The 12,166-nt window shown below is 68.4% G+C and carries 10 protein-coding genes and 1 pseudogene; 10 read left to right on the forward strand and 1 reads right to left on the reverse strand.

The window, feature by feature from the left end:
* Positions 1 to 15: 15 nt before the first annotated feature.
* The 9 genes and pseudogenes from paaK (at position 16) to paaZ (ending at position 9,480) form a co-directional block, all read left to right on the forward strand.
* Complete coding sequence (gene paaK / locus ACQ859_RS10460) at positions 16 to 1,326, forward strand: phenylacetate--CoA ligase PaaK (protein WP_431265718.1); 1,311 nt, start codon at positions 16 to 18, stop codon at positions 1,324 to 1,326.
* Between the two features lie 79 nt (positions 1,327 to 1,405).
* On the forward strand, positions 1,406 to 2,407 hold the full coding sequence (gene paaA, locus ACQ859_RS10465) for a 1,2-phenylacetyl-CoA epoxidase subunit PaaA (protein ID WP_431258617.1): 1,002 nt from the start codon (positions 1,406 to 1,408) through the stop codon (positions 2,405 to 2,407).
* Positions 2,408 to 2,487: 80 nt separating this feature from the next.
* Complete coding sequence (paaB, locus tag ACQ859_RS10470) at positions 2,488 to 2,793, forward strand: 1,2-phenylacetyl-CoA epoxidase subunit PaaB (RefSeq protein WP_088408956.1); 306 nt, start codon at positions 2,488 to 2,490, stop codon at positions 2,791 to 2,793.
* A gap of 10 nt (positions 2,794 to 2,803) precedes the next feature.
* Entirely contained in the window at positions 2,804 to 3,577 is a 774-nt protein-coding gene (paaC, locus tag ACQ859_RS10475) for a 1,2-phenylacetyl-CoA epoxidase subunit PaaC (protein WP_431265719.1), read from the forward strand.
* Between the two features lie 11 nt (positions 3,578 to 3,588).
* On the forward strand, positions 3,589 to 4,176 hold the full coding sequence (paaD, locus tag ACQ859_RS10480; protein WP_431265720.1) for a 1,2-phenylacetyl-CoA epoxidase subunit PaaD: 588 nt from the start codon (positions 3,589 to 3,591) through the stop codon (positions 4,174 to 4,176).
* Positions 4,177 to 4,185: 9 nt separating this feature from the next.
* A pseudogene (paaE, locus tag ACQ859_RS10485) lies at positions 4,186 to 5,264 on the forward strand (1,2-phenylacetyl-CoA epoxidase subunit PaaE).
* 129 nt (positions 5,265 to 5,393) lie between these two features.
* On the forward strand, positions 5,394 to 6,056 hold the full coding sequence (locus ACQ859_RS10490; protein WP_431265721.1) for a TetR/AcrR family transcriptional regulator: 663 nt from the start codon (positions 5,394 to 5,396) through the stop codon (positions 6,054 to 6,056).
* 117 nt (positions 6,057 to 6,173) lie between these two features.
* Positions 6,174 to 7,337: an ABC transporter substrate-binding protein gene (locus ACQ859_RS10495; RefSeq protein WP_431265722.1), complete on the forward strand. Its 1,164-nt coding sequence runs from the start codon at positions 6,174 to 6,176 to the stop codon at positions 7,335 to 7,337.
* 94 nt (positions 7,338 to 7,431) lie between these two features.
* Complete coding sequence (gene paaZ / locus ACQ859_RS10500; protein WP_431265723.1) at positions 7,432 to 9,480, forward strand: phenylacetic acid degradation bifunctional protein PaaZ; 2,049 nt, start codon at positions 7,432 to 7,434, stop codon at positions 9,478 to 9,480.
* Between the two features lie 150 nt (positions 9,481 to 9,630).
* On the opposite strand, the gene ACQ859_RS10505 is transcribed toward paaZ, so the two are convergent.
* Complete coding sequence (locus tag ACQ859_RS10505) at positions 9,631 to 10,554, reverse strand: LysR family transcriptional regulator (RefSeq protein ID WP_431265724.1); 924 nt, start codon at positions 10,552 to 10,554, stop codon at positions 9,631 to 9,633.
* Between the two features lie 113 nt (positions 10,555 to 10,667).
* On the opposite strand from ACQ859_RS10505, the gene ACQ859_RS10510 reads away from it, so the two are divergent.
* Entirely contained in the window at positions 10,668 to 12,086 is a 1,419-nt protein-coding gene (locus tag ACQ859_RS10510; RefSeq protein ID WP_431265725.1) for an aldehyde dehydrogenase family protein, read from the forward strand.
* Positions 12,087 to 12,166: the final 80 nt, after the last annotated feature.

The following is a 12,166-nucleotide window of genomic DNA, read 5'->3' on the forward strand; positions in this document are numbered from 1 at the left end:
CAGGAGACAGACCCCATGACGGTGAAGACCTTCCAGCCCGAGCACCTCGAGCCCATCGAGCGCGCCAGCCAGGATGAGCTGCGCGCGCTGCAGCTGCAGCGCCTGAAGTGGTCGCTCAAGCATGCCTACGAGAACGTGCCGCACTACAAGGCCGCGTTCGATGCGAAGGGCGTCCATCCGGACGATCTGAAGGATCTGGGCGACCTGCGCCTGTTCCCGTTCACGACCAAGAAGGACCTGCGCGACAACTACCCGTTCGGCCTCTTCGCCGTGCCGCGCGAGCAGGTGGTGCGGGTGCACGCGTCGTCGGGCACGACCGGCAAGCCGACCGTGGTCGGCTACACGCAGAAGGACATCGACACCTGGGCCGACCTGGTCGCGCGCTCGCTGCGCGCCGCTGGCACGCGCAAGGGCGACATCGTCCACATCGCCTACGGCTATGGCCTGTTCACCGGCGGCCTGGGCGCGCATTACGGTGCCGAGCGGCTGGGCTGCACCGTCATCCCGATGTCGGGCGGACAGACCGAGAAGCAGGTCCAGCTGATCCAGGACTTCAAGCCCGACGTCATCATGGTCACGCCGAGCTACATGCAGGTGATCGTCGAGGAGTTCGTGCGCCAGGGCCTGGACCCGCGCTCGTCCTCGCTGAAGACCGGCGTCTTCGGCGCCGAGCCCTGGACCGAGGCGATGCGCCGCGAGATCGAGCAGAAGGCCGGCATCGACGCGGTCGACATCTACGGCCTGTCCGAGGTGATGGGGCCGGGCGTCGCCAGCGAGTGCATCGAGACCAAGGACGGCCCGGTGATCTGGGAAGACCACTTCTATCCCGAGATCATCGATCCGGAGACCGGCGAGGTGCTGCCGGAAGGCTCGGAAGGGGAACTGGTGTTCACCTCGCTGAGCAAGGAGGCGCTGCCGGTGATCCGCTACCGCACGCGCGACCTGACGCGCCTGCTGCCGCCGACCGCGCGCAGCATGCGCCGCATGGGCAAGATCGTCGGCCGCAGCGACGACATGCTGATCATCCGCGGCGTCAACCTGTTCCCGACGCAGATCGAGGAACTGGTGCTGGCCGAGCCGGGCCTGTCGGGCCAGTACCAGATCGTCGTCAGCCGCGACGGCCACCTCGACGAGGTCGAAGTGCGCTGCGAACTGTCCGCCGCAGGCGGTGGCGACGCGCAGGCGATGTCGAAGTCGCTGCAGCACCGCATCAAGACGCTGATCGGCGTGTCGACCCGCGTGACGGTCGGCGCGCCGGATTCGATTGAACGGACGCTGGTCGGCAAGGCCCGCCGCGTCGTCGACCAAAGACCGAAGAACTCGTAACCCGTCGGACGACGATCCGATGGCCACGTGGCGGCGCCTCACAAGGACGCCGCTTCGAAGCAGGAAGCAAGGAGCATCCATGTACACGCAAGCCATGAGCGTCGGTCCGCAGGACCAGGCGACCAAGCTGCAGACCGCTGAGGAGCAGCAGCGCAACGAGGCCTTCGAGGCCCGCATCGATGCGGGCGACTTCATCGAGGCCAAGGACTGGATGCCGGAGCACTACCGCAAGACGCTGGTTCGCCAGATCAGCCAGCACGCGCATTCGGAGATCGTCGGCATGCTGCCCGAAGGCAACTGGATCACGCGCGCGCCGACGCTCAAGCGCAAGGCGATCCTGCTGGCCAAGGTGCAGGACGAGGGCGGCCACGGGCTCTACCTGTACTCGGCCGCCGAGACGCTGGGCACCAGCCGCGACCAGATGCTGGACGCGCTGCACACCGGCAAGGCCAAGTACAGCTCGATCTTCAACTATCCGACGCTGACCTGGGCCGACATCGGCGTGGTGGGCTGGCTGGTGGACGGCGCGGCGATCATGAACCAGGTGCCGCTGTGCCGCTGCTCCTACGGCCCGTACGCCCGCGCGATGATCCGCATCTGCCGCGAGGAATCCTTCCATCAGCGCCAGGGCTACGAGAGCCTGCTGGTGATGATGCGCGAGGGCACGGAGGCGCAGAAGGCGATGGTCCAGGACGCGGTGAACCGCTGGTGGTGGCCGTCGCTGATGATGTTCGGGCCGGCGGACAAGGATTCGCCCAACTCCGAGCAGTCGATGCGCTGGGGCATCAAGCGCCTGACCAACGACGAGCTGCGTCAGAAGTTCGTCGACGCGACCGTGCCGCAGGCCGAGTTGCTCGGCATCACGCTGCCCGACCCCGACCTGAAGTGGAATGCCGAGCGCGACCACCACGACTTCGGCGCGATCGACTGGGCCGAGTTCTGGCGCGTCGTCGGCGGCAACGGCCCCTGCAACACCGAACGCCTGGGCACCCGCGTCAAGGCCTGGGACGACGGCGCCTGGGTCCGCGACGCCGCGCTCGCCCACGCGAAGAAGCGCGCCACCGAAGCCAAGGCGGCTTGATCGAACGCAGCCGCGCGCAAGCGCTGCCGCCACGAGCGATCACACCGTCTCCGCCACGAACCGTTCAGAGCATCCGAATCATGAGCATCAACCAAACGACCGGCGCCAACGAATGGCCCCTGTGGGAAGTCTTCGTCCGCAACAAGGCGGGCCTGGACCATAAGCATTGCGGCAGCCTGCATGCGCCCGACTCGAAGATGGCGCTGCAGATGGCCCGCGACGTCTACACCCGCCGCCAGGAAGGCGTGAGCATCTGGGTCGTGCCGTCGTCGGCGATCGTCGCGTCGGACCCGGGCGAGAAGTCGATGTACTTCGACCCGATGGAGGACAAGGTGTACCGCCATCCGACCTTCTACGACCTGCCCGAATCGCTGGACCACATGTGAGGACCGGACGATGAACGCCTCCGTCCAACCCGGCCAGCGCGCCGACGTCCAGTACCTGCTGCGCATCGGCGACGCCTGCCTGGTGCTGTCGCACCGCATCTCCGAATGGATCGGCCACGCGCCCATCCTGGAAGAGGAACTCGCGCTGGGCAACATCGCGCTGGACCTGCTGGGCCAGTCGCGCGCGCTGCTGACGCGCGCCGGCCAGCTCAACGAGCAGCTGCTCGACGAGGACCAGCTCGCCTACCTGCGCGAGGAACGTCACTACCTCAACCCCGTGATGATGGAGCTGCCTCGCGGCGACTTCGCCTTCACGCAGGCCCGTAACCTGATCGCCGCCTGCTGGCTGATGCCGATGTGGACGCGACTGCAGGCGTCCAGCGACGCCGAGGTCGCCGCCATCGCCGCCAAGGCGGTGAAGGAAGTCCGCTATCACCAGCAGCACGCGGCCGAGTGGGTCGTGCGCCTGGGCGACGGCACCGACGAGTCGGCACAGCGGATGAAGGCCGCCCTCGCGCAGCTGTGGCCCTACGTCAACGAGCTGTTCGCCTCGGACGAGATTGACGCCGCAGCCGAAGCCAGTGGCCTGGGCCCGGCCTGGTCGTCGCTGAAGCCCGACTGGGATGCGGCGATGGACCAGGTCCTTGCCGAAGCGCAGCTCGCGCGGCCGAAGGACACGCCGCACGTCTACACCGGCGTGCGCGGCGTCCACAGTGAGCACATGGGCCACATGCTGGCGACGATGCAATCGCTGCAGCGCAGCTACCCCGGCGGGGTGTGGTGAACGGAGCCATGATGAATGCGCCGACACCGTCGCATCTCGACTGGCTGTCGTCCCTGACGCCGGTCGGACCGCGCTCGTCGTCGTCCGACATCGGCGCGACCGACCTCGGCTGCGGACGGCTGTCCGCCGCCTGGGAGGTGCTGTCGCAGGTGCTCGATCCCGAGGTGCCGGCGGTGTCGCTGGTGGAGCTCGGCATCGTGCGCGACCTGGTCGAGACCGCCGATGGCGTCGAGGTCGTGCTGACGCCGACCTACTCCGGCTGCCCGGCCACCGAAGCGATCGAGCAGAGCGTCCGCGACGCGTTGTCGCGCTTTGGCACGGTGACCGTGACGATGCGCCGCGCGCCGGCCTGGACCACCGACTGGATCACCGACGAAGGCCGCGAGAAGCTGCGCCGCTACGGCATCGCGCCGCCGGGACCGGTGGACGCGGGGCAGGGCGTACCCATCCGCATCGTCCGCCGTCGCGAAGCCATCGCCTGCCCGCGCTGCGGCAGCACGCACACCGAGCAGTTGTCGGCCTTCGGCTCGACCGCCTGCAAGTCGCTGTACCGCTGCGTCGCCTGCCGCGAGCCTTTCGAACATTTCAAGCCGATCTGAGCCATCGCCATGAGTCTGCACTTCCACCCGCTGCGTCTGCGCGCCAAGCACCAGGACACCGACGACGCCGTCGTGCTGTGCTTCGACGTGCCCGAGGCGCTGCGCGAGACCTTCCGCTTCACGCAAGGCCAGTACCTCACGCTGCGCGGCGACGTCGACGGCCAGGACCTGCGCCGTTCCTATTCCATCTGCGCCGGCGTCGACGATGGCGAGCTGCGCGTCGGCGTGCGCCAGGTCGACGGCGGCGCCTTCTCCACCTGGATCCATCGGCAACTGAAGGCCGGCGACGAGATCCAGGTCTTCCCGCCGCAGGGCCGATTCCACGTGCCGCTGGAGCCCGCGACGGGCCGGCACTTCGTCGGCATCGCGGCCGGATCGGGCATCACGCCCATCCTGTCGATCATGAAGAGCGTGCTCGCCCGCGAGCCGATGAGCCGCTTCACGCTCATCTACGGCAATCGTCGTCCGGCGACGACGATGTTCAAGGAAGAGCTCGAGGACCTGAAGAACCGCTACATGACGCGGCTGACGCTGCATCACGTGTTCTCGCGCGAGCATGTCGATTCGCCGCTGATGGCGGGCCGGCTGGACCAGGCCAAGCTCAGCGACTTCCTCAGCGGTCCCGTGCCTGCGGCCGGCATCGACCAGGTCTTCGTCTGCGGCCCGTTCGAGATGAACGAGCAGGCCGAGGCCGCGCTGCGCGCGGCGGGCGTCCCCGAGGAGCGCATCCACATCGAACGCTTCGGCACCCCGGAGATGCAGACCGGCCGCCCGGCGTCGCACGAGGTCCACGAGGAGGACGCGGAGGCCGCCAAGGTCGTCGTGATCCGCGACGGCGTCTCGCGCGAGATCGAGTTCCGCAAGAGCGATCCCAGCCTGCTCGACGCCGCCGCGCGGGCCGGCATGGACGTCCCGTTCTCCTGCAAATCCGGCGTCTGTTCCACCTGCCGTTGCAAGTTGATCGAGGGCGAGGTCCGGATGGATAAGAATTTCGCCCTTGAGAAGCACGAAGTGGCGGCGGGATTCATCCTGAGCTGTCAGGCGCACGCCCTGACCCCCGCGTCGTGATCTCGTTCGACGAGAGATGACCCACCCCTACCGGCTTCGCCGGCCCCTCAAGGGGCGACCCCGAAGCCCGGCAAAGCCGGATCTTCGTGTCCTGCTGGGTTGGGTTCGTTGTTTGCAACTGCAAGAAGTTTAAGAAGCGATTGAGCACCATGGCCCGAGGTCGAGCTCCAGGATTCGATGCCACCCGCGAGGAGATCCTCGCGCAGGCCGCCCGACTTTTCGCCAACCAGGGTTACCCCGCGACCTCGATGAACCAGGTCGCCGAGGCCTGCGCGGTCAGCAAGCCCACGCTGTACCACTACGTCCGCGACAAGCATGAGCTGCTCGCGCAGATCTGCCAGAACCACCTGCAGCACCTGGTCGACCTGGTCGACGAGGTCAGCGCGCAGCAGCTGCCGCCGCCGGAGCACCTGCGCGGCCTGATCCACCGCTTCGTGCAGGCCTACGGCGAGGCGCAGAACGAGCACCGCGTGCTGACCGAGGACCTGAAGTTCCTCGACGACGAGCACCGCGAGCGCATGGTCGCGGTCGAGCGCCAGGTCGTGGGCCGTTTCGCCGACGCGGTGGCTGCGGTGCGGCCGGAGCTGCGCGGCGCGCATCTGCACAAGCCCCTGACCATGCTGCTGTTCGGCATGATCAACTGGACCTTCACCTGGCTGCGGCCCGACGGCGCGCTGACCTACGAGGCGGTCGCGCCCATGGTGGCGGACCTGTTCTTCGGCGGGCTCGGCGCGGTGCGGACCGAGCTCACCGATCCTCCGGCGCGCCACGAGCGCGGCGAACTCGACCCGGCGGCGCCGCAAGTCTCATGAAGGCTTCGCGGAGGACCATCGCCGTCGACCTGCAATCCGTCCGGAGCTTGCAGTCATCGCAGTAGCAGTACCTCATTGACCTTGCGTTCCTGAAAAACATATTCCTAAGGAGACGACATGAAACGCATCGAGAAGACCCTGCTGGCCATGGCCATGACGGGGGCCGCGCTGATGGGCGCGGGCGGCAGCGCGTGGGCGGACATCAACGTCGGCGTGACCGTGTCGGCCACGGGGCCGGCCGCGTCGCTGGGCATTCCGGAGAAGAACACCTTCTCGCTGATGCCCAAGACCATCGCCGGCCAGAAGGTTAACTACATCATCCTGGACGACGCGTCGGACACGACGACGGCCGTCGCCAACACCCGCAAGCTGATCACCGAGCACAAGGTCGACGTGGTCGTCGGCTCGACCGTCACGCCGAACTCGCTGGCGATGATCGACGCGGTGTCGGAAGCGCAGGTGCCGATGATCTCGATGGCGGCCTCGGCCCGCATCGTCGAGCCGATGGACGCCAAGAAGAAGTGGGTCTTCAAGACGCCGCAGAACGACATCATGATGGCGCTGGCCATCGCCGGCCACATGCAGGCGCAGGGCGTGAAGACGGTGGCCTACATCGGCTTCGCCGACGCCTACGGCGAAGGCTGGTACGGCGAGTTCAACAAGGTCGCCGCCAGCAAGGGCCTGAGCATCGTCGCCAACGAGCGCTACAACCGCACCGACACCTCGGTGACCGGCCAGGTGCTGAAGATCATGGCGGCCAAGCCCGACGCGGTGCTGGTCGGCGGCAGCGGCACGCCGGCGGCGCTGCCGCAGAAGACGCTCAAGGAGCGCGGCTTCCAGGGCAAGTACTACCAGACCCACGGCGTGGCCAACAACGACTTCCTGCGCGTCGGCGGCAAGGACGTCGAGGGCACCTTCCTGCCGTCGGGCCCGGTGCTGGTCGTCGATCAGCTGCCCGCGGACCATCCGGCCAAGAAGAGCGCCAAGACCTACGTGACGGCCTATGAGGGCGCGTACGGCAAGGGCAGCGTGTCGACCTTCGGCGGCCACGCGTGGGACGCGGGCCTGCTGCTGCAGGCGGCGATTCCGGAAGCCATCAAGAAGGCCCAGCCGGGCACGCCGCAGTTCCGCGCGGCGCTGCGCGACGCGCTCGAAGGTGTGAAGGAACTGCCGGCCGCGCACGGCGTGTTCACGATGTCGCCGAACGACCATCTGGGTCTGGACCAACGCGCCCGCGTGATGGTGAAGATCGAGAACGGCGCTTGGAAATATCAACCGTAAGCCTTTGACCTGAGGGCGGGACGCACCACGTCCCGCCCTCGTTCATTTCAGAAGTTCGAACCGAAGTTCAAACAGAAGTTCAAGAGAGACAGTCATGAGCGCCACCCCCGTCCTTCAGAGCTTGATCGCTGGTCGCTGGATCGGCTCCACCGCCGCACGCGGCCTGCACAGCGCCGTCAACGGACGGTTGGTGACGCAGACCCATGCCGAGGAAATCGACTTCGGCGAGAGCCTGCATTTCGCGCGCACGAAGACGCTGCCGGCGCTGCTGGCGCTCGACTTCCAGCAGCGCGCCGCGATCCTGAAGGCGCTGGCCACCTACCTGCAGGAACACAAGGAGTCGCTCTACGCGATCTCCGCGCACACCGGCGCGACGAGGCCAGATTCGTGGATCGACATCGAAGGCGGCTTCGGCACGCTCTTCGCCTATGCGTCCATGGGCCGCCGCGAGCTGCCGTCGAGCAACATCGTCCATGAAGGCCCCGCGCAGGCGCTGGGCAAGCTCGGCCAGTTCATGGGCACGCACGTGCTGGTGCCCAAGCGCGGCATCGCCGTGCACATCAACGCGTTCAATTTCCCGATGTGGGGGATGCTGGAGAAGTTCGCGCCCAGCTTCCTCGCCGGCATGCCCTGCATCGTCAAGCCCGCGACCGCGACCAGCTACGTCGCCGAAGCCTGCGTGCGCCTGATCGAGCAGTCCGGCCTGCTGCCGGCCGGCGCGTTGCAGCTGATCATCGGCGGTTCTGGCGATCTGCTGGACCGGCTGGAGGAGACGGACGTCGTCACCTTCACCGGCTCGGCGGACACGGCGGCGCAGCTGCGCGTCAATCCGAACCTGATCCGCCGCTCGGTGCCGTTCAACGCCGAGGCGGACAGCCTCAACTGCGCGATCCTGGCGCCGGACGTCGTGCCGGGCGATCCCGAATTCGATCTCTTCGTCAAGGAAGTGATGCGGGAGATGAGCGCCAAGGCCGGTCAGAAGTGCACGGCCATCCGCCGCGCCATCGTGCCGGCGGCGCAGATCGACGCGGTCGCCGCGGCGCTGCGCGAGCGGCTCGCGAAGATCAAGGTCGGCGATCCGTCCGTCGAAGGCGTGCGCATGGGCGCGCTGGCGTCCAAGGCGCAGCAGGCCGACGTGGCCGAGCGCCTGGCGCAACTCGCGCAGGGGAATGAAGTCGTCTACGGCGAGCGTGATGGCTTCGCGCCGGTGGGCGAGGGGGTCGGCGACGGCGCCTTCTTCGCGCCGACGCTGCTGCTGTGCCGCGACGCGATGAACAACGAGGCGGTCCACAACGTCGAGGCCTTCGGGCCGGTGTCGACGCTGATGAGCTACGGCGACTTCGACGAGGCGCTGGCGCTCGCCGCCAAGGGCCGCGGCAGCCTGGTGGGCTCGGTGGTCACGAAGACGCCGGCGCTGGCCGCGCAGGCCGTCTATCACGCGGCCGCCTTCCACGGCCGGCTGCTGGTGCTGGACCGCGACGCGGCCGGCGAATCGACGGGGCACGGCTCGCCGCTGCCGATGCTCAAGCACGGTGGGCCGGGCCGGGCCGGCGGCGGCGAGGAACTCGGCGGCATCCGCGCCGTCAAGCACTACCTGCAGCGCTGCGCGGTGCAGGCCTCGCCGACGATGCTCACGGCCATCACCGGCGAGTACGTGCGCGGCGGCAAGGTCACCGAGGACGCGATCCATCCGTTCCGCAAGCACTTCGAGGAGATCCAGGTCGGCGACTCGCTGCTGACGCACCGCCGCACGGTGTCCGAGGCGGACATCGTCAACTTCGGCGGCATCAGCGGCGACTTCTTCTACATGCACTTCGACGAGGTCGCGGCCAAGGACACGCAATTCGGCCAGCGCATCGCGCACGGCTACTTCGTGCTGTCGGCGGCGGCGGGTCTGTTCGTGTCGCCGGCGCCGGGGCCAGTTCTTGCCAATTACGGGCTGGACACGCTGCGCTTCGTGAACCCCGTGGCCATCGGCGACACGATCCAGGCACGGCTCACCTGCAAGCGCCGCATCGATCGCGGCAATCGTCCGGACCAGCCGCCGCAAGGCGTCGTCGCCTGGGACGTGCAAGTCACCAACCAGCGCGGCGAGCTCGTGGCGAGCTACGACATCCTGACGCTGGTGGCGAAGAAGGGCTGACCCCCAGGCCCGCAGGCAGCGAGCACCAGACCGTGTCAGGGCGGTGCTCGTGTGGGGTCCGCACAGGGCTTGGGGTTCCCGGACGGGACGCCCCATGCCCTGGGAGGGCTTGCGCTCCGAATGGCGCAGGTGGGCGGTCCATCGCGGACCTCAGCGATTGATCTCGTGGATGAGCTCGATCAACGCGCGCAGCGTCGACGGAATGTGCCGGTGGCCCGAGTAATACAGGCACAGCGCCGGTAGCGGCGCTGCCCAGTCGTCAAGCACACGGCGGAGTCGCCCGCTTGCGATGTCTTCGGCGACGTACCACTCGGCGACCTGGGCGAGCCCCAGCCCCGCGCGCGCTGCCTCCAGCATCAGCAGCGGCGAGTCCAACACCATCGGGCCTGGCACGTCGACTGTCTCGTGTGCCGGCGCCTTGCCGCGCTTCGCCCGCGCGAACTCCCAGGGGGACGGCGACCCGCTTGGCATCCGCGCCCGGATGCACGCGTGGCGAGCGAGTTCGGCGGGCGTCGACGGCGTGCCATGCCGCTCGAGGTAGTCGGGCGATCCGACGACCGCCATCCGCAGCGGCAGGCCGATCTGCACGCGGATCATGTCCCGTGGCACCTGCGGCGCAAGCCTCAGCCCCGCGTCGAAACCTTCAGCGACGATGTCGACCAGCCGGCCTTCGGTGACGACGTCCAGCGTGACGTCGGGGTACCTTCGAAGAAACTCCGCCAGGACCGGCCGGAGCACCATCTGCGCCGCGCCCAGCGAGCTGTTGAGCCGCAGCGTTCCGGAAGGCGCGCCCGCACGGTCGTCCGCCGCTGCGACGGCCTCCTGGATCTGCGCCACCGCCGGGCCGATCCGGTCGACGAAGCGTCGTCCCGCCTCGGTAAGCGACACGCTGCGCGTCGTGCGATGGAAGAGCCGCACACCCATGCGCGCCTCCAGGCCAGCGACCGCGTTGCTGACGGCGGAGGTCGACATCTCCAGTTCCAGCGCCGCCGGCCGGAATCCCTGTCGGCGGGCCACGGCGAGCACCACCTCGAATTCAGTCAGGCTGTCTTTCTGCATGCCCGCATTGTTCATGGAATCGGGATTCAACGTCCGACATTGACCATCTTATCGAGATAAAGGCCGCTGCCTACAGTCGTCCCATCGAGCCCCTGCATTCGCCGAGGCACCTGCTGAAAGGACAAGTCATGCGGACCTTCGACCAGAACTACATCGACGGTGCCTTCGTCCCGGTGACGGGCGAGGCGCTCGTCGACATCGTGGATCCGGCCACCGAGGCGGTGGTCGGCCGTGCGCGGCTCGCGAGTGGCGAAGATGCCCGCCGTGCCGTCGAGGCCGCGATGCGGGCGCAGCGTGCGTTCGGGCGCACGACCGTGGCGGAGCGCGTCGCGATGCTCGAGCGCCTGCAAGCCGCGATGCTGGCGCACGCCGATGCGCTGCTCGAGGCGACGATCACCGAGTACAGCGGTCCGGTCGCCCGCGCGAAGTGGGTCGCCGATTACGCCGCGCAGTGTTTCGGCGACGCCGCGCGGAAACTCTCGAGTTACGCGTTCGAACGTACCGTCGGCGGATCGATCGTCGTGATGGAACCGGTCGGGGTGTCGGGGCTCTTCGCGCCCTGGAACAGCGCCGCCGGCACGATGGCCAGCAAGCTCGCAGCCGCCATCGCCGCCGGCTGCGCGACGGTGATCAAGCCCAGCGAGCTGAGTCCGTGGCAGGCGCACGTCGTCTCCGGTGCGATCCACGCGGCGGGGCTGCCGTCGGGCGTCGTCAACGTCGTGACCGGCCGAGGCGCCGATGTCGGCGCTGAGATCGGCACGCATCCGGGTGTGGCCAAGCTGTCTTTCACCGGCTCGACGCCGACCGGGAAGCTCATCGCCCGCGGCGCCGTCGACACGATGAAGCGCATCAGCCTGGCCTTGACCGGCAAGTCGGCTTCCCTGCTGCTGGACGACGCGGACCTGGAGACCGCGCTGCCGCTCGCGCTGGGCGCGGCCTTCATGAACAGCGGGCAGGCATGCGTGGCGGGCACGCGGTTGCTGGTGCCGCGGGCGCGGATGCCCGAGGTCGTGGATCGGCTCCGATCCGCTGTCGACGCGCTGCGCGTCGGCGATCCTCGCGATCCGGCCACCGCGATCGGGCCGATGGTCAGCCGCGCGCAGTACGAGCGCGTCCAGCATTTCATCCGCCGGGGACTCGACCAGGGCGCGACGCTGGTCGCCGGCGGCGAGGGCCGGCCAAGCGGACTCGACCGTGGCTGGTTCGTGCGACCCACCGTCTTCGCCGACGTCCGCAACGACATGGACATCGCGCGCGAGGAGATCTTCGGCCCCGTGCTTTCCGTGCTGCCGGTGGAGTCGGAGGACCAGGCGATCGACGTCGCCAACGATTCGCCGTACGGCCTCCAGGCCTATGTGTTCTCGGCCGACGTGGACCGCGCGCGTCGCGTGGCCGCGCGTCTGCAGGCCGGTACGGTGTTGATCAACCGGGTGGCTCCGGACCTGCTGGCGCCGTTCGGCGGCGTCAGGCAGTCGGGCGTGGGGCGCGAGTTCGGCGTGGCGGGCATGGAAGCCTTCCTCGAACCGAAGACGATCACGCCGGCCTGATCCGCCGGGGCATCGGCAAAGCCGAATCGCAGCCAAGGAAGTTCGACCTTGAGCGATGGGCGCGGGCCGCCCACACTGCG

It is taken from the genome of Roseateles chitinivorans (genome assembly GCF_050632235.1).
GTDB classification, from domain to species: domain Bacteria; phylum Pseudomonadota; class Gammaproteobacteria; order Burkholderiales; family Burkholderiaceae_C; genus Roseateles; species Roseateles chitinivorans_A.

What these genes read in the sequence shown, in the direction of transcription:
- paaK (WP_431265718.1), top strand. Translation starts at nt 16, where the DNA reads ATGACGGTGAAGACCTTCCAGCCCGAGCACCTCGAGCCCATCGAGCGC.
- paaZ (WP_431265723.1), top strand. Translation starts at nt 7,432, where the DNA reads ATGAGCGCCACCCCCGTCCTTCAGAGCTTGATCGCTGGTCGCTGGATC.
- ACQ859_RS10510 (WP_431265725.1), top strand. Translation starts at nt 10,668, where the DNA reads ATGCGGACCTTCGACCAGAACTACATCGACGGTGCCTTCGTCCCGGTG.
- paaA (WP_431258617.1), top strand. Translation starts at nt 1,406, where the DNA reads ATGTACACGCAAGCCATGAGCGTCGGTCCGCAGGACCAGGCGACCAAG.
- ACQ859_RS10505 (WP_431265724.1), bottom strand. Translation starts at nt 10,554, where the DNA reads ATGAACAATGCGGGCATGCAGAAAGACAGCCTGACTGAATTCGAGGTG.
- paaC (WP_431265719.1), top strand. Translation starts at nt 2,804, where the DNA reads ATGAACGCCTCCGTCCAACCCGGCCAGCGCGCCGACGTCCAGTACCTG.
- ACQ859_RS10490 (WP_431265721.1), top strand. Translation starts at nt 5,394, where the DNA reads ATGGCCCGAGGTCGAGCTCCAGGATTCGATGCCACCCGCGAGGAGATC.
- paaB (WP_088408956.1), top strand. Translation starts at nt 2,488, where the DNA reads ATGAGCATCAACCAAACGACCGGCGCCAACGAATGGCCCCTGTGGGAA.
- ACQ859_RS10495 (WP_431265722.1), top strand. Translation starts at nt 6,174, where the DNA reads ATGAAACGCATCGAGAAGACCCTGCTGGCCATGGCCATGACGGGGGCC.
- paaD (WP_431265720.1), top strand. Translation starts at nt 3,589, where the DNA reads ATGAATGCGCCGACACCGTCGCATCTCGACTGGCTGTCGTCCCTGACG.